The organism is Lawsonibacter asaccharolyticus (assembly GCF_022453915.1).
Classification (GTDB): domain Bacteria; phylum Bacillota; class Clostridia; order Oscillospirales; family Oscillospiraceae; genus Lawsonibacter; species Lawsonibacter asaccharolyticus.
Map to the genome: position 1 here is coordinate 1,272,726 of NZ_CP091870.1, position 23,440 is coordinate 1,296,165.

A 23,440-nucleotide genomic window follows, 5' to 3' on the forward strand; every position below is an offset into this window, starting at 1 on the left:
GACAGTGCGCGAGGGGGGAGAATGCCGGGAACCGCCCGGGCGTGGAGGGCGGAGGCTACGGCTCCCCGCAGGGGCCGGGGGTGTTGTCCCTGTAATAATCCACGATGTGGCGGACAAAGCCGCCGGCCAGCCGCTGGCGGGCCTCCACCTCCTTGGGGACCACCAGCACGGTGTTGCGGGAGATGGGCGGGTCGATGGGGATGGCCTCCACGTCATACTGGGTGGCGGCAATGCGCTTGGAGAGGATGGAGATCCCGAAATTTCCCTCCACCATCCCCAGGATGGCGTCCACCTGGTCGCACTCGAAGGCGATGTTGGGCCGCAGGCCGCACTGGCGGAAGGATTCCCGGATGATGGCATTGAGACCGTAGCTCTTGTCCAAAATGACCAGCTTTTCCTCCGCCAGATCCTGCCAGGTGACCACATCCAGCCCGGCGAACCGATGGCGGCGGCTGACGATGGCGTGGTAGTTGTCCACCACCAGGGTATAGAGGCGGTAGTGGTCCAGCTGATAGGCGTCGATGTTGGACGCCTTGGAAAAGGGGGAGATGATGTGGGCGATGAAGGCCATATCCAGCTTTCCCGCCACCAGCTGGTCCATCACCCCCAGGGAGGTCCCCCGCTCGATGTCGATGGTGACGCCGCCGTCGGGATACTGCTTCAAAAAGGTGGAGATGGGGGTAGTCAGCCCCACCCGGCCCATGTGGTCCACACTGCCGATGTGCAGATGCCCGCTGTTGGAGAACCGCTTGATGGAGGCCATCATCTCGTCATAGTCGGCCAGCAGCTTTCGGGCGTGGGGCTCGAACTCCCGGCCTGCGGGCGTCAGCGTCACCACCCGGCGGCTGCGGTCAAACAGACGGACGTTCAGCTCATCCTCCAGCTTGCTGATCTGCTTGGACAGGGCGGACTGGGAGCTGGAGACCTCAAAGGCGGCCTTTGTAAAGCTCCGCTGATCCACCACATTGACAAAGCATTTCAACTGAAACAGGTCCATCTGACATCCATCCCTTGTGCAGATTGCCGTGATATGCCCTATGATACCATGGGGGGCGGAGAAAGACAACGAGAGTTTCCCAAAATCCCAGGCAGTATGATACCAAATTGGAAAATAAAAATTCCAAAACAGAATGATATGCTGTTTTGGAATGGAATATGCCTTGAAAATAGAATCCGATTCCGTTTCGGAAATATGACTTTCCAAAGTGAGATTGCTTTTTGTTCCGGATTTTGGTTAAAATGACGCCAAACAACAGAAGAAAGAAGGGAGTACATGCAGCAAGAGACACAGTTTGATCTGATCGTGGTGGGAGGCGGCACAGCCGGGGCCTTCAGCGCCATCGCCGCGGCCCGGGAGGGGCTGAAGGTGGCCGTGGTGGAGCGGGGGACCTGCCTGGGCGGCCTGGCCGCCAGCTCCGGTCTGACCGAGATGAACGCGGCGGGCTTTCAGGGGGCGCCCCTCTACCGGGGGATCGAGCGGGAGGTCTTTGACCGCCTGATCTGGGGCGGACATGCGGCCTACCACTTCGCAGTCCCAATGTCCTCCAACAAAGAGGTGAAGATCGACCGCCTCCGCTATGACCCGGAGCGGCTCAAGCTTCTGCTGGAGCAGCTGGCCGTGGAGGCGGGGATCACCCTGCTCTATGAGACGGAGCTGACCGCGGCCAGAGAGGGAGAGGAGGAGTGTCAGATCACGGCCCGGGGGCCGTATCAGGAGATCGCCCTCTCCGGAAAATACCTGATCGACGCCACCGGAAACGCCTCCCTGGTCCAGGCGCTGGGCGGGGAGACGGAGGCGGCGGACGAGAGGGAGCGGATGATCGCCACCCTGATGTTCCGCATCTCCAACGTGGACCTGGACCAGCTGGACGCCTTTATCCACAGCCCACGCCTGGGGGAGACCATCCGGCAGGGCCGGGAGAGCGGTGTGCTGAAGGGAGGCATCCTGGCCTTTACCCCCATCCCCGGCACCCGGGACGTGAGCCTGAATGTCACCCGGGCCAAGTTTGACCACGAGGATCTGGCCGACGCCACCCGGGGGATGGTGGAGCTGAGGTCCCAGATCGAGCCCATCTTCCGCTTCGTCCAGCGGGAGGTGCCCGGCCTGGAGGGGGCCTACCTCTCCGGCATCGCCCCTCTGGCCGGTGTGCGGGACGCCCGGCGCATCCGGGGGGCCTACCGGCTGACCATCGAGGATCTGGAGCGGATGACCTGCTTTGAGGACCGGGTGGCCTGCGGATGCTATCCCATGGACCTCCACGACCCCGTGACCAACACCGTGGTGTGGAAGATGCTCCCCGGGGTCTATCATATCCCCTACCGCAGCCTGCTCCCCCTGGGGATGAAGCGGACCCTGGCGGCCGGAAAGTGCCTGTCCGCGGACCCGAAGGCCTTTGGGGCGGTCCGGGTCATGCCCATCATGATGAACGTGGGAGAGTCGGCGGGCTATGCGGCGGCATTGGCCCTGCGGGAAAACAAGACTCTGGACCAGATCTCCTCCGCCAGCCTGCGGAGCTGTCTGGATCAGAAATATGGTGTGTAAGAAAGAGAAGGGAGAGATCCAAAAGTGAAAGGCAAGACCTCAAAACTCGTGATGCTGCTGATCTCCTTTGCGTTCATCCTGCTGTTCCAGTTCATCCCCGCTCCCGCGGGCCTGAACCAGACCAGCATGCAGGTCATCGGTATCTTCATCGGCATCATGCTCATGTGGAACTTCATCGGCACCGACTGGCCCAGCCTGCTGTGCATGGCGATCCTGGCCATCTTCCAGATCATGTCGCCAGGGGATATCTTTAAAAGCGGCTTCGGCAACTCTACCATCGCCTTCCTGCTGGTGTTCTTCATGCTCAGCCACGTGCTGTCCCAGGTGGGCCTCACCCGCCGGCTGGCCATCTGGTTTTTTACCAACAAGCTGGCCCAGCGCAGCCCCTGGATGTTCGTGACCATGTTCCTCTTTGGGGCCATGTTCATGGCCTCCTTCATGTCTCAGACCGCAGCCCTGCTGGTCTTCCTGCCCATCGCGGAGCAGGTCTTCAAGGAGCTGAAGTATGAGAAGGGGGACCGCTTCCCCCAGATGCTGGTGCTGGGCCTGGGCATCGCGGTGGGGATCGGCTCCGCCAACACCCCCCTGGGCCACGCCATCATCCTGATCCCCATCCAGCTGCTGGAGTCCCAGACCGGCCTGTCCGTGAACATCATGGCATACAGCGCTTTCGGCATTGTCACCGGCCTGCTGATCTTTGCGGCCCTGATCCTGGTGTACCGCCTGCTCTACCGCCCGGACCTGAACAAGCTGCGCCACTATGATGCCACCAGGCTGCGCTCTGACCTCCAGCCCATGAGCGTGCAGGAGAAGATCTCCGCGGTCCTGTTCGTGGTGGTCATCGTGATCTGGCTCCTCCAGGGCTTCCTGAAGGACATCGCCCCCACCGTCGGCGGGTATATCTCTGCGCTGGGCAATGCGGTGCCTGTGATGGTGGCCATCGTGATCCTCTGCCTGACCAAGGTGGACGGCAAGCCCATTATGGATTATAAGGACGCGGCCGCCCGCGGCGTGCCCTGGAGCGCCCTGATCTTCAATGCCGCCGTCCTGGTCATCAGCGGCGCCCTGACGCTGGAGAAGGTGGGCATCTCCGACTTTCTTATCAGCAACGTCACCCCCCTGGTCTCCGGGATGAACCAGACCATCTTCATCCTGGTCATCGCCACCCTGTGCATCATCGCAACCAACTTCTCCTCCAACACCGTGTGCGCCACCGTGTTCTATACCATCTCCGCCCCCATCGCCCTGGCTATGGGCAACATCAATATGGTAGCCCTGGCCTCCGTCATCGGAGCCGCGGCCTCCTACGCTTTCGCCACTCCCCCCAGCACCATGCCCATGGCCGTGGTGGCCGGCACCGGCTGGGTGGACGTGAAGGATATGTTCAAGTACGGCGGCCTGATGGCCCTGCTGAGCATCGTGATCCTGGCCTTTGTGGGCTACCCCATCGCCGCCGCGGTGCTGTAAGCGTCCGCCCCACGGTGGATGCCGGAATGAAAAGCCCCGTGAGGTCCGCTCAACGGCAGACCCCGCGGGGCCTTTCAGGATATCGAAAAAAGGCTACGCCAGATTTTGAGTCTTGACATAATGATAAAAGGATCTCACGTGGGGCGGGATCTCTTTCTGGTTGAGGATCACCATCTGAGTGTCCCGCAGCAGGGCATCCTTCAGGGGGATGATGCACAGGTCGTCCGACTCCTCGATGACCAGGGGAGAGAGCATGGCGATCCCCATGTTCTGGGAGACCATATGCAGAACAGAGCGGACAGTGGTGCAGTACATGGCGATATGCAGGGGGACCCTGTGGGCGTCAAAGGCTTTCTGAACGGCCCTGTGATAGACGTCCATGGTCCGGTCCGTCATGATAAAGGGCTGGTCAGCCAGGTCCTCATATGTGAGCTGGCTCCGGCCTGCAAAGGGGTGGTCCCGGCTGACCACGATCTGATAGGACTCCCGGAAGCAGGAATGGGAGCGGTATTCTGGATACTGAGAGAAATTGGCCCGCTCAGCTCCTTCCGGGTACATGCTGGAGACAAAGACCACATCCAGCTCCCCTTTATGGAGATCCTGAAGGAGCGGCGTGGTGGTGGATTCCCGGATCTCGATCTCCATGCTGGGGTGGAGCTTGAAAAAATTGGCCACCAGAGGGGCCAGGCGGTTGTGCAGGCCGAAATAGATGCTGCCCACCCGGAGGGAGCGCTTGCCGTTGCTGCGGTGCTGTTCCATGGCGTGGAGCATCCCTTCATAACAGACCATCATCTGTTCGGCGTAAGCGACGAAGTCACGGCCTGCCGGGGTCAGCTCCACGCGGCGGGTGGTGCGCTCAAAGATGGAGATCCCCAGCTCCTCCTCCAGCCGGCGGATGCTTTTGGACAGGGAGGACTGAGAGCGGTTGAGCTGAAAGGATGCCTCCAGAAATGTGCGGTATTTTACCACCGCCAGCACGTGGCGGACCTGGTCCAGCTCCAACAGAGCACCCCCTCTCAGAATGATCCTTTTCATTATAGCATGACGCCTGCCCCGTTACAATGAGAATGGACCGAATGTTTTGGGGGCAGAGTGGAAAATACCAGGAGAAAGAGAGGGGAAAATGCACAAAAAAGGAACAAAAGATTCTATTTATTCCTCTTGAGAATAAATAGAGAGGGAAGAAGAATTGCTCCTGAGATGGTTTGCTCTATAATTTGACACAGAGAACGAGCCGGCTTGAAAATCAGATCAGGAGGAATGTGAGAAGATCATGAGTACGAAAAAAACGATCGCGACTATCATCGGCGTCCTGCTTATGTTTGGATGTCAGTTTCTGCCCCCCGTCTTTGGGCTGACCCCTCTGGGGATGCAGGTGGCCGGTATTTTCATCGGCACGATCCTGCTGTGGATGTTCGTTTCGGTCACCTGGCCCAGTATCCTGTGCATCATCGCGCTGATCCTGTCCCCGCTGTACACGTATTCCAGCGGCCTGTCGGGCTCTATGGGAGGCTGGATCACTTCCTTTGTGCTTTTCAGCTCCATGGTGACCTATACCCTGGGCCAGACCGGCTTCCTCAAGCGCTGCGCGGTCTGGTTCGTCACCCGGCCCTGGGCGCAGAAGAACCCCTGGCTGTTTTTGGGGCTGCTGTTTCTGGCTCCCCTGGTCATCGGTTCCTTTATGTCTCCCATCCCGGCCTTTATCGTCTGCCTGCCCATTGCAGAGCAGATCTTCAAGGAATTGAAGTACGAGAAGGGCGACCGTTTCCCTCAGATCGTCGTGCTGGGCATCCTGTTTTTTGCCTCCCTGTCCACTGCTGCCACCCCGATCGCCCACACAGTCACCACGATGGCACTCTCCCTGTATGAGAACGACGCCGGGGTCCCGGTGAATTTCGTCTCCTATACCATCTTCGGCGTAGCGGCATGCCTGGTCACTTTCGCGGCGTCCATGGTGCTGACCAAATTCGTCTGTCGTCCAGGGACGGAGCGCCTGAGCAGTCTGGACAGCTCTGTGCTGAAGTCTGAGACCACTCCGATGAGCCGCCAGGAGAAATATACGCTGCTCGTCTTCGTGCTGGTGGTGGCCATGTGGCTGCTGCCCGGGATCATTGCGCCTGTCCTGCCCGAGGTGGCCTCCGCCATCTCCTCGCTGGGGACGCCCACCCCGGCCATGATCGGAGCGTGCCTGCTGTGCGTCCTCCATGTGGAGGGGAAGCCTCTGATGAACTTCAATGAGGCCGTGGCCAAGGGGGTGCCCTGGGGTGCTGTGTTCATGGTGGCGGCCACCAGCGTGCTGGGCAGCGCCCTGACCCATGAAGAAGCGGGCATCACCGCTGTGGTCAGCGGAGCGCTCTCCCCCATCATCGGCAGTATGTCCCCCATTATCTTCGTGCTGTTTATCGCCCTGGCCACGGTCATGATCACCAACTTTGCCTCCAACACGGTCACCGTCACTCTGATGTACAGCATCTCGCTGCCGCTGGTGTACGGCGGAGCTATTTCCGGGGTCGATCCTGCCGCGTTGACCTGCGTGATTGGCGCCTGTGCCTGCGTGGCCTGCGCGACTCCGCCCTCCACGGCCCACGCCGCCATTGCGGCCGGGTCCGGATGGCTGAATACGGATACGATGCTCAAATATGGGCTCTTGTGGTCCGTCACAGCGGCCGTGATCTTTGCGGTGGTGGGCTACCCGATCGCCGCGGCCATCATGTGACAGAGGGAAAGGAGAGCTGCTTATGGAACGACAGTTTGATGTTATTGTGGTCGGCGGCGGTACCGCCGGTTTTGCAGCCGCTGTGACGGCCGCCAGAGGGGGCGCAAAGACGCTGCTCATCGAGGAAAAGGCGTATTTGGGCGGGACCGCCACCGGAGCGCAGGTGAGCATGTTCATGGGTTTTGCCGATGGTGAGCCGGACAGGCCTCAGCAGGGCATCATCAAGGACGTGATGGACGGCCTCGCCGCTGCGGGCGGGACCCCCGGCATCGAGACGATCTATCTATGCGGACGCAGAGACCTGGATATCCCAGTCATCCCCTATGAGTCCGAGATACTCAAAGATCTGATCTTCGATCTGGTGGACCAGGCGGGCGTGGAGCTGCTCCTCCATACCCGGGTCATCGGCGCGCAGGTAGAGGACGGCGTCATCACCGCACTGACCATCCACAACGAGCAGGGGGTCCAAACTGTGAGCGGCAAAGTGGTCATTGACGCCTCCTTCCATGGGAGCGTGGCGGTCAGTGCCGGCTGCCGCTGGGAGATAGGGGACGAAAAAGGCGTCCTTCAGCCCGGGACCTTGATGTACAAAATGGCCGGTGTGGACATAGCGCGGTATGAGCAGGTCAGCCAGCCGGAGCGGGAGCGTCTGGCACAGAAGGGGATCGAAGAAGGGTGCCTTTATGTCAATAACCTGTTGGCACGCCCCCTCCCATCCGGAACGATCTACTCCAATATGAGCCGAATTCGGATCGATCCTCTGGATGCGGCTCAGTGGAGCCGGGCGGAGATGGAGGCCCGGCGTCAGGTAAGGAGGATCAGCCGCTTCTTTATTGAAAACGTGCCGGGATTTGAGAAGGCCTACCTCATCTCTACAGGAGATTTCACCGGCCTGCGGGACTCCCGAAGGATCCAGGGGAAATATGTCCTCACGGGTGAGGACGTGGTAGAGGGGAAGCTCTTTGCAGACCCTGTAGTCAGAAGCTCCTACCCTGTGGATATCCATGACACCGACGGTGTCTCCAGCACCATCGTCAAGCCCAAGACGGGCGTGTTCTATATCCCTTACCACTGTCTGGTCACCAACGAGATCTCCAACCTCCTGCTGGCGGGGCGGTGTATTTCCACTGATTATGCGGCCCACGCCTGCATCCGTGTCATGATAACCTGTATGCGCCTGGGAGAGGCGGCAGGTCTGGCTGCGGCTGAGAGCGTGCACCTGGGGACAGCGCCCAATGCCCTGGACGGCAGGAGCATCTCAAAGCAGCTGGGCTTTTGAAAAATTGGATCTGGGGCTGCCGCAGGGATACCTGCGGCGGCCCCCCGTATTTTGATATTTGGCAAAGGAGAAAGTTTTGATGAAAACAGTGATGCTGCGCAATGTCGAGGTGGGCTGCGGAAAGCCCAAGGTGATCGTCCCCATCGTGGCCGCTACGGCCCAGGGCATCCTGGAGAAGGCCCAGGAGTTCCGTGCCCACGCCCTGGACGTGGTGGAGTGGCGGGTGGACTTCTATGAGGATGTCTTCCAGCTGCCTAAGGTGCTGAGCACACTGAAGGGGCTGCGGGAGATCCTGGGGGAGACCCCCATCCTGTTCACCTTCCGCACCAGGAAGGAGGGGGGCGAGAAGGAGATCGACATGGAGGCCTATACGGCGCTGAACACCGCGGTGGCCCAGTCGGGAGACGCGGACGCCGTGGATGTGGAGGTCTTCTCCGGGGACGAGGTGGTCCGCCGGAACATTCAGGCCATCCACGCCGCGGGGAAAGCGGTGGTGGGCTCCAACCACGACTTCGGCGGCACGCCGGACAAGGCTGACCTGCTCTTCCGCCTGCGGAAGATGCAGGAGCTGGGGGCGGACATTCCGAAGATCGCGGTGATGCCCCGGTGCCCGGGAGATGTCATTGCCCTGCTGGACGCCACCCAGGAGATGAGCGGGAAGTACGCCGACCGGCCCATCATCACCATGTCCATGGGGGCCGGGGTGGTCAGCCGCCTGTGCGGGGAGTACTTCGGCTCGGCTATGACCTTCGGCGCGGTGGGCCAGGTCTCCGCCCCCGGGCAGATCCCCGTGGAGGAGCTGAACGCCGCCATGGATATCCTCCACCGGGCCCTGGCCCCCCGGAGCTGAGGGGAGGGGGATAAATGAGCCGTCAAGTCACCGGCCGCACGGGACTGCTGTGCCTGCTGGGCAGCCCGGTGGCCCACAGCATCTCCCCCGCGATGCACAACGAGGCCTGCGCTCTGCTGGACCTGGACTATACCTACCTGGCCTTTGACGTGGCGCCGGACCGCCTGGCCGAGGCGGTGGAGGGGCTGAAGGCTCTGGGGGTGCGTGGCTTCAACGTGACCATGCCCCACAAGACTGCGGCGGCAGCCCTGTGCGAGCGTCTCTCTCCGGCCGCCCGCATCTGCGGGGCGGTCAACACCGTGGTCAACGAGGGCGGAAGCCTGGTGGGCCACACCACCGATGGGGAGGGCTATATGAGGAGCGCCCGGGAGGCGGGCTTTCAGCCGGAGGGGAAGCGGATGGTCCAGCTGGGTGCCGGCGGTGCCGGCACCGCCGTCCTGGTCCAGGCCGCCCTGGACGGAATGGCGGCCATTGATGTGTTCAACCCCAGGGACGCCTTCTGGCCCCGGGCGGAGCGGGTGGCGGCCGAGCTGGAGCGGGCCTCCCAGTGCCGGGTGGTCCTCCACGATCTGGACGACCGGGAGGCGCTGCGGACCTGCCTGGGGCAGGCGGACCTTCTGGTGAACACCACGCCGGTGGGTATGGAGCGGATGCCGGGCTGCCTGATCCCCGACGCCTCCTGGCTCCACGCCGGGCTGACCGTGTCGGACGTGATCTACCAGCCCCGGGAGACACAGCTGCTGAGGATGGCCCGAGAGGCGGGACTGAAGACCTTCAACGGGATGTATATGCTGCTCCACCAGGGGGCGGCGTCCTTCCGCCTGTGGACCGGGCGGGAGATGCCCATCCAGCAGATCCGGGAGAAGTATTTTCAATAGGGGACTGGCAGGGACCAAATCAGTGCGGCCAGCGCCGGGAAGGCGCTGACCGCACTGCTGCGCTTACAGGACGGAGCGGGCGGGGCCGCCGGGACCATACAAGTATCATGCTCCCCAAAGCCGGAACAGGCCAGAAGGACCATATTTCTTGGGGCGCTTGTCCGAAAACCAGGAAAGCGGCAAGCCGCCCCGCCAGAAGGAGAAGAAACGGCCCGGGGAGGTATGTACCACCGCGGAAGGCGGTGGTTTGTGGGGAAAGGGGCAGTTTACAGGGTCAGGACAGACTCACAGCAGCGGAAGTCGCTGTCGATGTTGTGGGCGATGAACCGGGCCTTGAAGCTGCGGGGGTTGCACATGACCTGGGTGGAGCCGCCAGAGATATCAAGATCTTCCGGAAGCACGAACTTGATGCATTTGACCAGCACATCGCGGCAGGTGGGGAAGTTATGGGCCGGGATGGTCATGGCCTTGCTCCCGCGCTGATACTCCATTCCATTTTCATCCACCTCAGTGAGAATGGCAGCCAAGGCCACCCGCTTGCCAGGGCATACATTCTTGATGGTCACATCCATCTGGATGATGCGGCCCAGGGACTCCAGATAGACATTGCCCATGTCCACCACCACGGAGTCCGAGCAGCCTTCGATGGTCAGGTCCGCCGGCACGGGGCACTCCTCAGGATTGACCACCACGTCGCACTCCACAGACACGGTGGGCTCAGGAAAGTCCACCACGTTCCCCTCGGTGTCGGAGTAGGTGATAGACTCATTGACCAGCTTGGTGCCGGGATTCTGGCCCACGTGGCGGATGAAGAACTCCAGCGCAGCACTCTCCGGGGAGGAGACGCCCAGCTGGGGGATGGTCCAGCGCAGGGAGGTGGCATTGAGCATGGTGGCGCTGCCGGCGGAGGGCGTCAGGATGCTGGTGATGACGAAATCAGCGGTCACGGTCTCGTTGATGACGATGTTGGTGGCACCAGTCTTGGAGATATTGGCCGCCAGCTCCGCGAAGAGCTCCTCCAGTTCGGCGGCGTCGGGGGTGACCGCTACGTGGCTGGCGTCGGGGTCGGTGGCCCAGTCGTTGAGAGCATTGACATCCACCCCGTCAGAGCCCAGCAGGCCGATGCAGTAGATGACGATGCCCTGGGCCCGGGCGGCGGCTGCGACGGGGGCCGGGGGCGCACCGGCGGTGGTCTTTCCGTCGGTGAACATGACGATGACCTTGTCATTGCTGGAGCTGGGGTCAAAGAGGGCGATGGCCTTGGAGAAGGCATCGGCATGGTTGGTGCTCCCGCCAGCTGAAAGGGAGTCTACAGCGTTCTTCAAGGTGGATACCGAGGTGATCAGCTGGGTGTTCTGCTGGGCCGTGTCGGCAAAGCTGACGATGCCGATGTGGCTGCCGGAGCCGATCTCACCGGAGGACTGGCCGCCGGTGGACTGGGAGATGATGTCGATGAAGGTCTTCGCGCCGGTCTTCATGTTGGTCAGCGGGGTCCCGGTCATACTGCCGGAGCGGTCCAGTACCAGCGCAATGTCAGTGGGGGTGGAAATAATATCAGGAGCGGCAGTGAGGGCCAGCGTGACTTTCAGGGAGCCGTCACAGTCGATCCTATCCGCATTGATCACTTTATTAGAATTTGTAATACCCATTCGTATTACCTCCTTCGGGGCGAGGCCCCAAAACAATCTATGCGCCGCTGTCCCACGTTGACACCGCCGCCCATAGAAAAGGCGTCCCCTTCCGGACCGGCCGGAGAGGGACGCCTCTGTGTGGTGGGGCCAATGCCCCCCATCTGGATGGGGGCGTGGGGCCTGCGGGGACCAGCCGGTCACAGCAGGTCCAGGAAGCGACAGCGGTCAAAACAGGCGAAGATCTCCTGACGGCGGGGGCGGGCCAGAAAGGGGACGCCGGAGGGGGAGCCGCACAGGGCGGGCAGGCCCTGTTCTTCCATCAGCCGGTCCAGCTCGTCCACGATCTGGCGCAGGGTGCGCCTGCCGTCCATCAGGCGCCGCTGGGCGTAGACCATGCACCAGCCCAGGGCAGCAGACTGCTCGCCGTCAGCCAGCTGCTCCACATACCGCAGATCGATGGTCTCCCGATCGATGGATATGCCGTCCCGGCCCAGGGCTTTGAGCTTGATCCGGTCTCCCCGGAACTGGGGGGAGGGTCTGGGACAGCGGCAGAGACCGGGGGCGGGAGCAGGCTCCATGACGGCGCTCCCGGCGGGGAAGGCCCGGGCCTCCTCCTTGGCGGAGGCGGTGATGTCCCGGGGGACATACCGGTCCATCTGGATGATGCGGTCGGCGGCGTGGAAGAAGGCGCCGGAGCTGCCTGCCACGATGACAGTGGAGATGCCGTGGATACCATAGAGCTCCCGGATGCGGTCGAGGAAGGGGGTGATAGGCTCCATGTCCCGGTGGATGACCCGCTGCATCAGCTCATCCCGGATCATGAAGTTGGTGGCGCTGGTGTCCTCATCCATGAGGAGCAGGGAGGTCCCCGCCTCCATGGCCTCCACCACGCCGGCGGCCTGGGAGGTGCTGCCGCTGGCGTCCTCGGTGGTGAAATGGACAGTGTCCTTTCCATTGGGCAGGTTGTTGATAAACATGGAGATGTCGGTGTTCCGGATGCTCCTCCCGTCCTCGGCACGGATCTTGACCGCTGTGCGGTCGGTGATGACATACTCCCGCCCATCCCCGGCGATGTGGTCGTACACCCCCAGCTCCAGGGCCTTGAGCAGGGTGGACTTCCCGTGGTAGCCGCCGCCCACGATCAGAGTGATCCCCTTGGGGATGCCCATGCCGGTGATGGTCCCCCGGTGGGGCAGCTCCAGGGTGACCGAGAGCTCTCTGGGGGAGCGGAAGGGGACGGCCTGCTTCATGGGCAGGGAGGAGACGCCGGAGGTCCGGGGCAGGATGCTGCCGTCGGCCACAAAGGCGCACAGGCCCAGGGCGGGCAGCTGCCGGCGGATATCCTGCTGGTCCTCCGCCAGGTCAGCCGCTTCCTGGAGGCGCTTTCCGTCCAGATTGCGGTAGAGCAGGGACTCCTCCACGCACCGGGGCAGCAGGTCGAAGAGGATCTTCTCCAGCTCCCGGGCGTTGATGGTGCGGCCGTTGGCGGGGAAGCCCACCTCCAGCCGCAGCAGCAGATCACCGTGCTCCGGGTCCAGGGCGCAGGCGGTCCGCTCCAGCACCTCCTGGCCGCACCGGCTGATAGAGATGAGGCCGCTGTGTCCCGAGCCCTTAGCCTGAAAGGAGGCCTGGGCCGCCCGCCGGCCAAACTGGCGGGTGAGCGCATCCTGAAGGGCAATGCGCCGGCAGGGGGTCTGATAGAGCTGCCTGGGGAATCCGGCCTGCTTTCCGTTCACATGGATGCTCAATTTGGAGGGAGCGGCAAAGGGGTCCCCCTGTACGTGGTCGATGGACAGTACGTAGGCGGGGAACTGATAGGCGCCCCGGGTGTCCTTATAGGCCGGATAGCCCTTCCGGTCGATGCGGGCCAATAGGTTTCTCAGATCTGTTGAAGTCTGCATAGCGATACTCCTGTCAATTTGCTTTTGTGCCCCGGAGAGCGGCACAGGGCCTGAAGTGCCTGTGGGAAAGGATGGAGGGAGCGCCTATCTCTCCTGCCGCTGGGCGAGGAAGTCGGAGATGGCCTCCACAGTCCGGGCCTGCTGTTCCTGGGATGTGATCTCCGCCGGCGGGTCGCCCCGCTGGAGGCCGTAGCTGCCGAACTGGGCATGGTTGCCGCCGTCGATCTCCACCACATGTTCCGTATAGTCGATCTTGTCCTCCACGCTCTGATTCAGGGAGCCGTAGACGGTGAGGGTGTCTGCGGACGGGTATTCGCCGTAGAGATAGGCCCCCAGCAGGATGAGGCCGTCCACCTGGTCCCGGTGCCCGGCGGCGAATTGGGAGGCCATGGCTCCGCCCATGGAGTGTCCGGCCAGATACCAGTGCCGGATCTCCGGAAATTGGGCCATCACGTCTTCGGCGGCGTTGACATCAAAGATGGCCATGCGGAAGGGCATCTCCACCAGAATACAGGTGAGGCCGGTCCTCCGCAGCTGGTCCAGCAGAGGCAGGTAGGCAGCCCCCTCCACCTTGGCCCCGGGGTAAAAGATGATGGCAGTGTCCGTGGGATAGGACGGGGAGAGGATGGTCAGGCTGCCCCGGACCTCAATGTTCTCGCCGCTGGCCAATACATCCAGGGCCGCATCCTCTGCCCGGTAGTAGTCGGATACATACCAGAAAAATCCGGCCGCCAGAAGAAGCATCGCCAGCAGGACACCCGTGGCCAGTCGCAGCCCCTTCCGGTGAAAAACAGCTGTGATCTGCATAAGAGAGCCACTTCCCATCTGTTATGATCGGATCAGTTTCCTTGCTGGCGGGGGCTCGTGCGAAGTATCTCCGCACACCCGACCTGCGGGAGGCCTTTACTGGGGCTCTCCCCGTTTTTTTCGGAAAAGCCGGTCCTTCAGCCCGTGGTGGATGCCGCTGTAACTGACCGGCAGCTCCACGGACAGCAGGATCTTGGCAAACCAGAGGAAGGACAGCAGGACCAGGACCGGGATGGCGCAGCAGGTCACCAGCATCACGGCCAGCGCCTCCATAAAGCGGTTGACCATCTCGCCCACTTTGTCCGTGATCCCGGAGACCCCGTCTGTCACGGTGGAGATCAGCCCGGAAAAGAAGCCTTTTTCTCCCTCGCCCGCCGTCTCTGATTCGCTCTCCAGCTCCGCGGCGGCATCTCTGGCTGTTTCAATGGTGGCCTCGATGGATGCCTGGTAGGAGTCCTCGATCAGATCAGAGACATAGACGCTGGCTGGGATGACCAAAAAGATCAGCAGTCCAAACGCGGTCAGCCTTGCCGCCAGCAGACGGAGGCTTTTCCAGTCAAAGAGGACATACAGCACATACAGCAGGCAGGACACGGGGATCAGGAAGGAAAAGGTCACCGTTCCGGTGATGGTCAGCAGATATTTTTCCAGGAACACGGCACACAGCACCAGCAGAAAATGGGAGCTCAGATCGGCCAGCTTGTCGGCGATCGGGGTGGCGACGTCACCGGGGATCAGCGTGATCGCCGCAGAAGCGGCGGCGGAGGCGGCGGACAATTCCAGCACGGTGGTCTGCTTCTCCTCCAAGGCTGCCAGGGTAGGGCCGTGAAGATCCGGGGACGAGGCGGGACCGGAAAGGACGAACACGGACAGCAGTGCGATGAGCAGCGGAATGACGACAAACAGCGTCTTTTTTTGCAGAACTTCCTTCATAGCTTTTCTCTCTTTCCATTTCTTTTTTGCATGAAAAAATGGCGGGCAGTGCAAGGCGGCGCGCTCAACAGTTACCTCTGTGGCCTGCCGTCTTCACAACAGCCTTTGCAGAGCTCGCGAAGCAGAGGAGAAAACTAGGGGGGATGCCCTGCGTCCCGCTCATAACAGCGATGCGGATATCCGCTCCAGCCCTGTCCCCAGTCCCTCAAAGCCTGCGCACCGGCTGGAGCAGGTGTTGACGGCGCGGTCCAGCAGGGGCTGGGCCTGGCGTTCCGTGTCCAGGCACAGGTCCAGCGCCAGCACGTCCTCCCACGCCCGGTTGAGGAAGGCCACCTCCCGGCGGCCATGAGTGCGGGTGAGGCAGGCGGGCCCGGCCTTTTCCAGATAGCCCTCCACCCGGGCCGGGGAGAGGCCGGCGGCGGTGAGGCTGTCGGTCAGGCCTGCGCGGAAGAGGCCGGGGATGTCCTCCCGCTGGAGAGGGGGCACATCCCAGCGGACAAAGGCGTAGCGGCTGTGGCAGTGGACGGCCAGCAGGCACCCGCGGCCCCGCAGGCGGATGACATGCAGGTCCCAGCAGAAGCGCCGGTCCGGCTCTGTGCCCCAGGCCGGCGTTTTTATCCCCAGGAACCGCTGGAGGGGAAAGGTCAGTCCCAGTTCCATCACGCCGCCTCCTCTCTCACAGGCGGGTCAGGATGTCCCGGAAAAAGCCGCGGGCGCGGTCCAGGTCCCCCTCATCCGGCCGGCCCTTGGCCAGGCCGCCCACCAGCTTGAAGGGGCCGAAGGTGTCGTAGCCCTTGCAGCCGAAGGTCCCCAGCACGGCGCAGCCCCGCTCCCCGGCCAGCTCCTTCAGCTCCCGGGTGCTCTGTCCCATGCCGCCCCCGTAGGTGCAGACGAAGAACACAGGCTTGCCATGGGGCAGATACTGCCGGGCGGCGTGTAAGACGCTGGTGTGGAACTTCCCAAAGTAGACGCCGGAGGCGAAGCCGACGCAGTCGTAGTCCTCCAGCCGGACGGTCTGGCGGACGGTGGCGTCGATCAGGTCGATCTCCCCCTCCCGGGCCATGGCCTCCAGCACCTTCCGGGTGTTGCCGTGGTGGCGGGAATAGTAACAGACGGCGGTTCTCATGACATGACGCTCCTTTTAAATGAGGATGCCCTCGCAGTGGTCCAGTTCGTGCTGGATGATCTGGGCGGTCCAGCCGGTGAAGGTCTTACACCGCTCCTGGAAACGCTCGTTCTGCCAGCGGACCTTGATGGACCGCCACCGCCGGGCCCTCCGGGTGCCGGAGAGGGACAGGCAGCCCTCCTCCGCCTCATAGGGGCCGGACCTTTTGACAATCTCCGGGTTGAGCATGACCAGATAGCTGCCCTCGTTGTCAAAGGCGATGATGCGCTTGTTCACGCCGATCATATTGGCCGCCATGCCCACGCAGCCCGCGCTGTGGTGGGTCAGCGTCTCCAGCAGGTCCGCTGCCGCGGGCAGGTCCTCCGGCGTAGCCGGCTCGGCCTTCTGGGCCAGAAAGGTCTCGTCTTTGCAGATGTCACGGATCATAATTTCGATCTCTCCTTTTGCGGCAGGCTCACCCCGGCACAGCGCGCAGCGCCTGTCTGGAGGTCGGTGACTGTCCCCTCAAAGTCCGTTTCCCCTCTCCGGGCCGGACCCGGCTGGGCGCTTGAGCTCGAAGGAGTGCTGATCCTCCCCGGAGAAGCCGGCGGCCTCGTTTTGGAAGAGGGGCAGAGATCTGATCTCGTCGGGCCATGGGTCCAGCTCCAGCCAGCTGAGAACGCGGCGGGGGCCATCCTCCAGTCCCCGCGTGATCCTCTCGCCGTTCTCAATGGCTGTGATACGCGCCTCCTCTTTCAGGCTGTCACAGGCATTATAGCACAGAAATGAGAAAAATGCCACGGGAACAAAGGAGCCTTTCTCCGCATCCATGCGGAGAAAGGCTCCCTAAAAACGAGTGAGACAGGCCGGATCAGGCCACGCCGATGGTGATCAGCAGGTTGGAAAAGATACGCTGTTCCCCGGTGGAGATGGCCAGCCGGACGCCGGGCTGACAGCAGGCGTCATAGAACTCATAGCGTCCCAGCTTGTTCAGCTCCATGCCGTCCAGCATGGTCTGGAACTCCCCGAAGATCTCCGGAGTGGTGCCGTCGGCGGGGTCCATGACCTCCGCCTTCTCGATATTCACCGTGCTCTGGATGGCGGCCAGAACGTCGGTAACAGTAGGCAAGCCGGGGGTCAGCCCCAGGTACACGGTCTCTGCCTGGCCGGTCTTGGAGTCCAGGGGGTAGTTGCCGTCTGCGATGAGGACCTTGTCCCCGTGGCCGCACAGGGCCAGGGCGGCCATGATGTCGGGGTGGATGAGCTTTCCTTTCAGCATTTGAATGACCTCACTTTTTCTCCGGAGGGGACGGGGCCCGCCCCGGAATGTTTACTTTTCGTTCTCCCGCAGCTCGCCCAGCTTTCCGCCGGGGTGGCAGCGGACGTATTTGACGGGGTCCCAGTCCTTCTCCACCTGGAGCGCCACAGAGAGGGCCTGAAGGGTGAGCAGCTCCGCCAGCACGGAGTTGCGGGGGGCCCGGTTCAGGGGGCCGCCCTCCGCCTTGACGCCGGCGAAGAGGAAGGCGTCGGTGTGCTTGGCAAGCCAGCTGTTCGGGTTGCCGGAGACGCCGATGACCTTGCAGCCGTTGTTCTGGACAGCCAGCACGGTGGCCTTCAGCTCGGCGGTCTCACCGGAATTGGAGATGGCGATGACCACGTCCCCGGCCGCCAGCTGCCCGCAGGAGCCGTGGACGGCCTCGGTGCCGTGGAGGTAGTAGGCGGGGTTGCCGGTGGAGGAGAACAGGGAGGCGGCGTAGGTGGACACATGGCTGCACTTGCCGATGCCGGTGACGTGGAGACGGCCGCCCTTGGCCTGGGAATCCAGGATCAGCTGGGCGGCGGCCTCGTACTCCTCGGGACTGCGTGCCTTCAAAAAGGCATTGAATTCGGTCTCTGCGGCGGCAAAGAAATTGGATACCGCCTGTTTGCTCTCAGGTTTCAGCATAACGACTCTCCTTATGGATAGGATTTGACTGCCCCCGCGGGGACGGGGACAGTCAAGGACAGATCACTGCTTCAAAGCGTCCAGCTCCGCCGGGTCAAAGCCCTGGTAGTCCCGCTCCACAAGGAGCTGCTGGACCTCCTCCACCGTGGGCAGGCTGGGCATGGCGCCCATACGGGACACAGTGATGGCGGCGGTGTGGCTGGCAAAAGCCAGGGCCTCGCCCTGGGGCAGACCGGCGGTGAGGCCGGTGCAGAAGGCGGCCACAAAGGAGTCGCCGGCGGCCGTGGGGTCGGCCACATGCTCCATCTTCACGCAGTGGGTGTGATGGATGCCGTTTTTCCCCGCCGCGATGGAGCCGTTTTCCCCCATGGTGATGATGAGGTTCTCCACCCCCCGGGCCTGGAAGGCCTGGGAGACCACGGCCACGTCCTCCATGTTGATGCCGTTGGAGACGTCGATGGAGTGGCCGGCCAGGATGGCGGCCTCGTGCTCGTTGGGGGAGAGGTAGGTGGCGCAGGCGAGCAGCCGGTCGGACATGGGGGCGGCTGGGGCGGGGTTGATCATCACGGGGACCCCGGCGTCGTGGGCCCACTGGGCCACCGCCTCGATGACCTCCATAGGCAGCTCGAACTGCATCATCACCAGGTCAAAGCGGCCGATCTCCTCCCGGAGCCAGGCCACGTCGTCCACCGTGATGGTGAAGTTGGCGCCGGGACAGACAGTGATGCGGTTCTGGGCGCCGTGTTCCGTCACCTCCAGGGTGATGTGGCCTACGCCGGAGGACTCCTGGGGGTCCACTGACACATGGGACACGTCCACACCGGCAGCGGCAGCGGTATCCGTCATGATCTTACCGAACGCATCGTCCCCCACCTGGCCCACCATGGTCACGTGGGCGCCCAGGCGGGCACACTGGACCGCCTGATTGGCGCCCTTCCCCCCCGGCGCGGTCTGGAACTTCAGGCCGATGACGGTCTCGCCGGAATTGGGGGCGCGCTTGGTGGAGGCGATCAGATCCATCATAAAGCTGCCCACCACCAGAATATTTGGCTTTTTCAGCATGTCAGAGCTCCTTCTTGGACACTTTTTTTGTACAGTTCCACTCTTTTATTCTAATCATTTTTGCAGAGAAATCAAGAGCGGATACACATTTTTACAGGATGCCCAGCTGCTTTCGGACGTAATTCTCCATGGCGATGAGGCTCTCCACCTCGCCTCGGGCATTCTTGTCCAGTTTGGCTGCGTCGGCGCTGCGGGTCACCAGCGACATGGGGACGTCCACCAGGTTTTGATGGTATTTGGCGGAAACAGGGTAGGCCCGCATCTCGATCATGGCGGCGGTGGTCAGGAAGTGGGCTACCAGCTGGGCTTTCTCAGGATCAGAGTCCTTGTGGTCATAGGCCCACTTATAGAGATCCGGGTGGAAGTTGGCCATAACGCCGTTGTAGCCGGCGGAGCCATGGCAGTAGCTATCATACCAGGACTGGGCGTTGGCATTGAAGATCTTCAGGGGAGTGCCCTCCACGGCCTTCAGCCGCTCCCGGATCAACTCATAATCACAGCAGGTGTCCTTCAGAAATACCATGCGGCCCTCCGGGGCCACTTTGCGGAGAAAGTCTAGAGAGACCAGGCGCTTCCAGGGCATGGGGCACTCGTAGATGCCGAAGTCTACCTCTGGGAACCGGTCAAAAATCTCCTGAGCGTTCTGGAAGAAGACCTCCTCGCCCTCGTTGTTCTGATCCAAGCGGTTGGAGACCAGCACATAGGCGCCGATGCCGGGGATCTTCATCATGTCCTCGATCTGCTTATACTGGTCCGATTTGGAGTCAGCGGTATGTCCGGAGGCCACCACCTGGATGCGGCCGTCCACCGCGTCCACCACCGCCTTGGCGATATCCAGCTTCTCCTGCTCGGTGAGGAAGGCCATCTCGCTGGACTGGCAGACCGCAAAAATGCCGGTGCAGCCCTTCTTAATGTACCAGTTGCACAGGCCCTCGATGGCCTTGAAGTCCGGTTTGTTGTCCTCGGTAAAAGGGGTGATCATGACCGGCCATACGCCGGGCTGAATGGAAAATGCCATAATACAACGACCTTTCTTTTCCAAATGTTGTTCAGGGGGGTGGAGATCACTTGGCCGCTTTGCTCTTCTTGCGGAGCTGGCCGATGGCGGGCAGCACCAGGGAGAGAACGGTCAGGATCAGCAGGACCACCGTGATGGGGCGGGTCAGGAATATGCTGTAATCACCCAGAGACATGGACAGGGCGCGGCGGAAGTTGCTCTCGCACAGGTTGCCCAGCAGCAGGGCCAGCACGAAGGGACCCAGCGGCACCTCACAGCGCTTGCACAGGAAGCCCACAAAGCCGGCTGCGAACATGACATACACGTCGAACATGGAGTTGTTCACCGCGTAAGAGCCCAGGATGCAGAAGCCCACGACGATGACCCAGATGACCTCCTGGGGGACTTTCAGGATCAGGGAGGCGAACTTGGTGGACAGAAGGCCCAGGATCAGGATCATGATGTAGCCCACCACCATCAGGCCCATCACGTTGTAAACAAATTCAGGTTTCTCCACGAACATCATGGGGCCTGGCTGCATTCCATACATCATCAGGGAGCCGATGAGCACAGCGGTGACGCCATCGCCGGGGATGCCCAAGGTCATCATAGTGGTCATGGCTCCGCCGATGACGGCGTTGTTGGCGCAGGAGGTGACGGCCAAGCCGTTGACTGCACCCTTGCCGAACTCCTCCGGATGCTTGGAGAAGTTCTTGGTCTGCTGCCAGCAGATGATGGCGGCGATATCACCGCCAGTGCCGGGCACCGCACCGATGACGGCGGAGATGGCACCGCATACCAGAGTGGGGATCACGCTGGCCTTGGTCTCCTTGGCAGTGGGGAAGGCCTCTGCGGTGTTGCTCACGATCTGGGCGTTCTTCCGGGCCTCCTTGTCGGCGGGGGAGCTCTTACTGATCTGGTAGAGCACCTCGCCCACGCCGAACATGCCCACCATGACTACGACGAACTCAATGCCGCTGAGCATGTTGATGTTGCCAAAGGTGAAGCGCAGGGCACCGGTCATAGGGTCCATGCCAATGGTGGAGACCAACAGGCCCAGAGCGCCAGCCAGCAGGCCCTTGAACACACTGCCGCCGGAGACACCGATCATCATGGACAGTCCGAACAGAGCCATGGCGAACATCTCGGGGGGGCCGAACTTCAGGGCAAACTCCGCCACGGGGAAGGAAAAGACGATCAGGACCACAGTGCCGATCAGGCCGCCGATGACCGAGTAAATGGTGTTCATATTCAGGGCTTTCTTCACCTTGCCCTGAGTGACCATGTAGTAGCCGTCGAAGGTCTGAGCGATGGAGGCGGGGGTGCCGGGCGTGTTGATAAGGATGGCGGAGATGCCGCCGGCCCAAATGGCGGAGTTATAGATGCCCAGCAGCACAGCCATGCCCTGCGCGGGTTCCAGCCAGAAGGTGAGGGGAGTCAGAATGGCAATGCCCATGGTGGCGGACAGGCCGGGCAGAGTACCGATGACCATACCGGCCACTACGCCCAGGATGCAATAGAAAAAGACATCCGTGGTAAAGATGGTGATAAAAGTATTGCTGATCAGTGAAAAATCCATATTGTTTCCTCCTCCCGTCTCAGAAATCCAGCATGACGTTGAGGACCTTGCTGAATACCAGATAGGTGGACACAGAATATGCCACCGCCAGGATCACAGCGGGGACCGGCTTCATCTTATACAGCAGCCCTAGGCCAAGAGAGAGGATCAGGCTGGCCGCAATGTAGTGGAAGAGATTCCATACCACCAGGAAGGCCACGAACAAGACCAGAGAGATCAGAATAGCGATACCGTTCTCCTTGGTGATGGATTTGAGATCAAAATATGTGATTTTGTTTTTTGCGCCGATGGCGATGATGATCACGGAGACTGCCATGACCAGGACAGAGATCCCAACGGGGAAAGCTGAGGGACCGGGCGTCCCGTCCACCGCTGTAGAGCTGGGTAGCTGCATGGCCATGACCAGCCACCACAGGCCGATCAGGAACCCTATCAGGCCCAGGACCGTGTCGGAGTTGAAAATAGAATTTACTTTTTTCGGCTCCACGTTTGTTTTCACCCTTTCCTTTGAATCAAAAAGCGATCGGGCCGGCCGCAGCAGGCCGGCCCGATGCCCCTATCACAAGATTCGTGCGACTGAGATTGGAGCAGCGTTTACTGCGCAGTGTCGGTGAAGTACTCGGTGTAGAACTCGTACTGGGACTGCGCAAACTCAGCGAACTCTTCATGGTCCATGATCAGGGGGGAGTACTGCCCCTGAGAGGCCAGCTCCTTGAACTCCTCGGAGTTGACGGCCTTCTCGAAGGCGGCATACAGGACTTCCTTCACATCGTCGGGAGTGCCCTTGGCTACGCCAAAGCCGCCCCAGGCGGTGACATCCACATCATACCCCAGCTCCTGGAGAGTGGGGACGTCGGGGTTGAACTCGCTGCGGTCGCTGGAACAGACAGCCAGGATCTTCAGCTTGCCGGAGGCGACACCGGAGGCCACCTCGGACTCAGAGACGGGAACCATCTGCACATGGCCGCCCATCAGGTTGGTGACGGCGGTAGCGGCGCCGTCAAAGGGCACCAGGTTGATCTCGATGCCGGCGGCCTTGGCGAAGGCATCAGCAGCGATATGCCACACAGAACCGGTGCCGGAGGTGCCGACCTGGAGCTCGCCGGGGTGCTCTTTGCACCAGGCGACCAGGTCCTCGATGCTGTCCCACTCGGAGTCGGCGCTGACAGTGATGGCAGCGGGCTGAATGTTGCAGGCATAGATCATGTCGAAAGCGGAGGGCTCGATGATCTCGGTCAGACCCTGAGCCTTGACCATGGCCAACTCACAGGGCAGGTAGCCCACGGTGTAGCCGTCGGGGGTAGATTCCTTTACGTAGGTCATGGCCACCACACCGGAGCCGCCGGTCATGTTGGTGGCGGGGAAGGGAACGCCCAGCTCATCAGACACCATCTGAGCGATAAAGCGGGCGTTGGTGTCAGACAGACCTCCAGGAGAGGCGTGGATGATCATGCTCAGGCTTTTGCCGTCAGGGAAGTTGGTGGTGGTAGTGCTGCTGGCGTCAGAACCGCTGCCGGAAGCGGCGGCGCCGCTGCTGGCAGCCGGGCTGGAAGTGTTGCCTCCGCCGCAGGAGGCCAGAGTCCCCAGGATGAGGGCGGTGCTCAAGCCAGCTGCAAGAAGTTTTTTCCAATTTTTCATTGTGGAATCCTCCTTATTTTATTTGTCGCGTTTGGTTTCCTTTTTATTTCTATATGTGCCGGCATCCTCCGGCGAAGAGGGGAGGCACACATAAAAAACAGAACGATGGG

At 61.8% G+C, this 23,440-nt stretch carries 23 protein-coding genes; 6 read left to right on the forward strand and 17 right to left on the reverse strand.

Annotated elements, in window-relative coordinates; genetic code table 11:
* Positions 1 to 55: 55 nt before the first annotated feature.
* Positions 56 to 997, reverse strand: coding sequence for a LysR family transcriptional regulator (locus L9O85_RS06025; protein ID WP_050624558.1), 942 nt, complete (start codon positions 995 to 997; stop codon positions 56 to 58).
* A gap of 276 nt (positions 998 to 1,273) precedes the next feature.
* Between L9O85_RS06025 and L9O85_RS06030 the strand changes: the two genes are divergently transcribed.
* Both L9O85_RS06030 and L9O85_RS06035 read left to right on the forward strand, forming a co-directional pair.
* Entirely contained in the window at positions 1,274 to 2,542 is a 1,269-nt protein-coding gene (locus tag L9O85_RS06030) for an FAD-dependent oxidoreductase (protein WP_050624559.1), read from the forward strand.
* Between the two features lie 24 nt (positions 2,543 to 2,566).
* Positions 2,567 to 4,009 carry an SLC13 family permease gene (locus L9O85_RS06035; RefSeq protein WP_050624560.1) on the forward strand — a complete coding sequence of 481 codons (1,443 nt, stop codon included), beginning with the start codon at positions 2,567 to 2,569 and terminating at the stop codon, positions 4,007 to 4,009.
* A 93-nt stretch (positions 4,010 to 4,102) separates the two neighbouring features.
* Here L9O85_RS06035 and L9O85_RS06040 read toward each other — a convergent pair whose 3' ends face one another.
* On the reverse strand, positions 4,103 to 5,044 hold the full coding sequence (locus L9O85_RS06040) for a LysR family transcriptional regulator (protein ID WP_301579907.1): 942 nt from the start codon (positions 5,042 to 5,044) through the stop codon (positions 4,103 to 4,105).
* 238 nt (positions 5,045 to 5,282) lie between these two features.
* On the opposite strand from L9O85_RS06040, the gene L9O85_RS06045 reads away from it, so the two are divergent.
* From L9O85_RS06045 to aroE, 4 genes are all read left to right on the forward strand, one after another.
* Positions 5,283 to 6,725: an SLC13 family permease gene (locus L9O85_RS06045; protein WP_050624562.1), complete on the forward strand. Its 1,443-nt coding sequence runs from the start codon at positions 5,283 to 5,285 to the stop codon at positions 6,723 to 6,725.
* Between the two features lie 22 nt (positions 6,726 to 6,747).
* Positions 6,748 to 8,004 carry an FAD-dependent oxidoreductase gene (locus tag L9O85_RS06050; protein WP_050624563.1) on the forward strand — a complete coding sequence of 419 codons (1,257 nt, stop codon included), beginning with the start codon at positions 6,748 to 6,750 and terminating at the stop codon, positions 8,002 to 8,004.
* 76 nt (positions 8,005 to 8,080) lie between these two features.
* Complete coding sequence (gene aroD / locus L9O85_RS06055; protein ID WP_346015896.1) at positions 8,081 to 8,854, forward strand: type I 3-dehydroquinate dehydratase; 774 nt, start codon at positions 8,081 to 8,083, stop codon at positions 8,852 to 8,854.
* A 14-nt stretch (positions 8,855 to 8,868) separates the two neighbouring features.
* Positions 8,869 to 9,732, forward strand: a complete 864-nt coding sequence (aroE, locus tag L9O85_RS06060; RefSeq protein ID WP_108981398.1) for a shikimate dehydrogenase — start codon at positions 8,869 to 8,871, stop codon at positions 9,730 to 9,732.
* A 266-nt stretch (positions 9,733 to 9,998) separates the two neighbouring features.
* Here aroE and L9O85_RS06065 read toward each other — a convergent pair whose 3' ends face one another.
* The 15 genes from L9O85_RS06065 to L9O85_RS06135 all read right to left on the reverse strand — a co-directional run bounded on the left by L9O85_RS06065 (position 9,999) and on the right by L9O85_RS06135 (position 23,330).
* On the reverse strand, positions 9,999 to 11,381 hold the full coding sequence (locus tag L9O85_RS06065) for a vWA domain-containing protein (protein ID WP_108981397.1): 1,383 nt from the start codon (positions 11,379 to 11,381) through the stop codon (positions 9,999 to 10,001).
* A gap of 179 nt (positions 11,382 to 11,560) precedes the next feature.
* Positions 11,561 to 13,264 carry an ABC-ATPase domain-containing protein gene (locus tag L9O85_RS06070; RefSeq protein WP_256183360.1) on the reverse strand — a complete coding sequence of 568 codons (1,704 nt, stop codon included), beginning with the start codon at positions 13,262 to 13,264 and terminating at the stop codon, positions 11,561 to 11,563.
* A gap of 84 nt (positions 13,265 to 13,348) precedes the next feature.
* Complete coding sequence (locus L9O85_RS06075) at positions 13,349 to 14,071, reverse strand: alpha/beta hydrolase (RefSeq protein WP_301579912.1); 723 nt, start codon at positions 14,069 to 14,071, stop codon at positions 13,349 to 13,351.
* Between the two features lie 96 nt (positions 14,072 to 14,167).
* Positions 14,168 to 15,004 carry a hypothetical protein gene (locus tag L9O85_RS06080; RefSeq protein WP_276758269.1) on the reverse strand — a complete coding sequence of 279 codons (837 nt, stop codon included), beginning with the start codon at positions 15,002 to 15,004 and terminating at the stop codon, positions 14,168 to 14,170.
* Between the two features lie 159 nt (positions 15,005 to 15,163).
* The gene (locus L9O85_RS06085) at positions 15,164 to 15,664 is read right to left on the reverse strand and encodes a DUF6933 domain-containing protein (RefSeq protein ID WP_256183358.1); all 501 of its coding nucleotides are present in this window, start codon (positions 15,662 to 15,664) and stop codon (positions 15,164 to 15,166) included.
* Between the two features lie 16 nt (positions 15,665 to 15,680).
* Complete coding sequence (locus L9O85_RS06090) at positions 15,681 to 16,130, reverse strand: flavodoxin family protein (RefSeq protein ID WP_050624571.1); 450 nt, start codon at positions 16,128 to 16,130, stop codon at positions 15,681 to 15,683.
* A gap of 15 nt (positions 16,131 to 16,145) precedes the next feature.
* Complete coding sequence (locus L9O85_RS06095; protein WP_050624572.1) at positions 16,146 to 16,556, reverse strand: peptide deformylase; 411 nt, start codon at positions 16,554 to 16,556, stop codon at positions 16,146 to 16,148.
* A 78-nt stretch (positions 16,557 to 16,634) separates the two neighbouring features.
* Positions 16,635 to 16,940 carry a hypothetical protein gene (locus L9O85_RS06100; RefSeq protein ID WP_301579913.1) on the reverse strand — a complete coding sequence of 102 codons (306 nt, stop codon included), beginning with the start codon at positions 16,938 to 16,940 and terminating at the stop codon, positions 16,635 to 16,637.
* A gap of 40 nt (positions 16,941 to 16,980) precedes the next feature.
* Positions 16,981 to 17,388, reverse strand: a complete 408-nt coding sequence (locus L9O85_RS06105; RefSeq protein WP_050624574.1) for an RbsD/FucU domain-containing protein — start codon at positions 17,386 to 17,388, stop codon at positions 16,981 to 16,983.
* 51 nt (positions 17,389 to 17,439) lie between these two features.
* Positions 17,440 to 18,054 (reverse strand): SIS domain-containing protein, encoded by a 615-nt coding sequence (locus tag L9O85_RS06110; RefSeq protein WP_050624575.1) that lies wholly within the window; start codon positions 18,052 to 18,054, stop codon positions 17,440 to 17,442.
* A 63-nt stretch (positions 18,055 to 18,117) separates the two neighbouring features.
* Positions 18,118 to 19,116: a ribokinase gene (locus tag L9O85_RS06115; RefSeq protein WP_050624576.1), complete on the reverse strand. Its 999-nt coding sequence runs from the start codon at positions 19,114 to 19,116 to the stop codon at positions 18,118 to 18,120.
* A gap of 91 nt (positions 19,117 to 19,207) precedes the next feature.
* On the reverse strand, positions 19,208 to 20,134 hold the full coding sequence (locus L9O85_RS06120) for a dihydrodipicolinate synthase family protein (RefSeq protein ID WP_077138759.1): 927 nt from the start codon (positions 20,132 to 20,134) through the stop codon (positions 19,208 to 19,210).
* Between the two features lie 46 nt (positions 20,135 to 20,180).
* Positions 20,181 to 21,692 carry a tripartite tricarboxylate transporter permease gene (locus L9O85_RS06125; protein ID WP_050624577.1) on the reverse strand — a complete coding sequence of 504 codons (1,512 nt, stop codon included), beginning with the start codon at positions 21,690 to 21,692 and terminating at the stop codon, positions 20,181 to 20,183.
* Positions 21,693 to 21,711: 19 nt separating this feature from the next.
* Positions 21,712 to 22,179, reverse strand: a complete 468-nt coding sequence (locus tag L9O85_RS06130; RefSeq protein WP_050624578.1) for a tripartite tricarboxylate transporter TctB family protein — start codon at positions 22,177 to 22,179, stop codon at positions 21,712 to 21,714.
* A 107-nt stretch (positions 22,180 to 22,286) separates the two neighbouring features.
* Positions 22,287 to 23,330, reverse strand: coding sequence for a tripartite tricarboxylate transporter substrate binding protein (locus L9O85_RS06135; protein WP_301579915.1), 1,044 nt, complete (start codon positions 23,328 to 23,330; stop codon positions 22,287 to 22,289).
* Positions 23,331 to 23,440 lie beyond the last annotated feature (110 nt).

Coding starts and splice junctions, on each gene's coding strand:
- L9O85_RS06025 (WP_050624558.1), bottom strand. CDS start 997: ATGGACCTGTTTCAGTTGAAATGCTTTGTCAATGTGGTGGATCAGCGG.
- L9O85_RS06030 (WP_050624559.1), top strand. CDS start 1,274: ATGCAGCAAGAGACACAGTTTGATCTGATCGTGGTGGGAGGCGGCACA.
- L9O85_RS06040 (WP_301579907.1), bottom strand. CDS start 5,044: ATGAAAAGGATCATTCTGAGAGGGGGTGCTCTGTTGGAGCTGGACCAG.
- L9O85_RS06045 (WP_050624562.1), top strand. CDS start 5,283: ATGAGTACGAAAAAAACGATCGCGACTATCATCGGCGTCCTGCTTATG.
- L9O85_RS06050 (WP_050624563.1), top strand. CDS start 6,748: ATGGAACGACAGTTTGATGTTATTGTGGTCGGCGGCGGTACCGCCGGT.
- aroE (WP_108981398.1), top strand. CDS start 8,869: ATGAGCCGTCAAGTCACCGGCCGCACGGGACTGCTGTGCCTGCTGGGC.
- L9O85_RS06065 (WP_108981397.1), bottom strand. CDS start 11,381: ATGGGTATTACAAATTCTAATAAAGTGATCAATGCGGATAGGATCGAC.
- L9O85_RS06070 (WP_256183360.1), bottom strand. CDS start 13,264: ATGCAGACTTCAACAGATCTGAGAAACCTATTGGCCCGCATCGACCGG.
- L9O85_RS06075 (WP_301579912.1), bottom strand. CDS start 14,071: ATGCAGATCACAGCTGTTTTTCACCGGAAGGGGCTGCGACTGGCCACG.
- L9O85_RS06080 (WP_276758269.1), bottom strand. CDS start 15,004: ATGAAGGAAGTTCTGCAAAAAAAGACGCTGTTTGTCGTCATTCCGCTG.
- L9O85_RS06085 (WP_256183358.1), bottom strand. CDS start 15,664: ATGGAACTGGGACTGACCTTTCCCCTCCAGCGGTTCCTGGGGATAAAA.
- L9O85_RS06090 (WP_050624571.1), bottom strand. CDS start 16,130: ATGAGAACCGCCGTCTGTTACTATTCCCGCCACCACGGCAACACCCGG.
- L9O85_RS06095 (WP_050624572.1), bottom strand. CDS start 16,556: ATGATCCGTGACATCTGCAAAGACGAGACCTTTCTGGCCCAGAAGGCC.
- L9O85_RS06100 (WP_301579913.1), bottom strand. CDS start 16,940: ATGGATGCGGAGAAAGGCTCCTTTGTTCCCGTGGCATTTTTCTCATTT.
- L9O85_RS06105 (WP_050624574.1), bottom strand. CDS start 17,388: ATGCTGAAAGGAAAGCTCATCCACCCCGACATCATGGCCGCCCTGGCC.
- L9O85_RS06110 (WP_050624575.1), bottom strand. CDS start 18,054: ATGCTGAAACCTGAGAGCAAACAGGCGGTATCCAATTTCTTTGCCGCC.
- L9O85_RS06115 (WP_050624576.1), bottom strand. CDS start 19,116: ATGCTGAAAAAGCCAAATATTCTGGTGGTGGGCAGCTTTATGATGGAT.
- L9O85_RS06120 (WP_077138759.1), bottom strand. CDS start 20,134: ATGGCATTTTCCATTCAGCCCGGCGTATGGCCGGTCATGATCACCCCT.
- L9O85_RS06125 (WP_050624577.1), bottom strand. CDS start 21,692: ATGGATTTTTCACTGATCAGCAATACTTTTATCACCATCTTTACCACG.
- L9O85_RS06135 (WP_301579915.1), bottom strand. CDS start 23,330: ATGAAAAATTGGAAAAAACTTCTTGCAGCTGGCTTGAGCACCGCCCTC.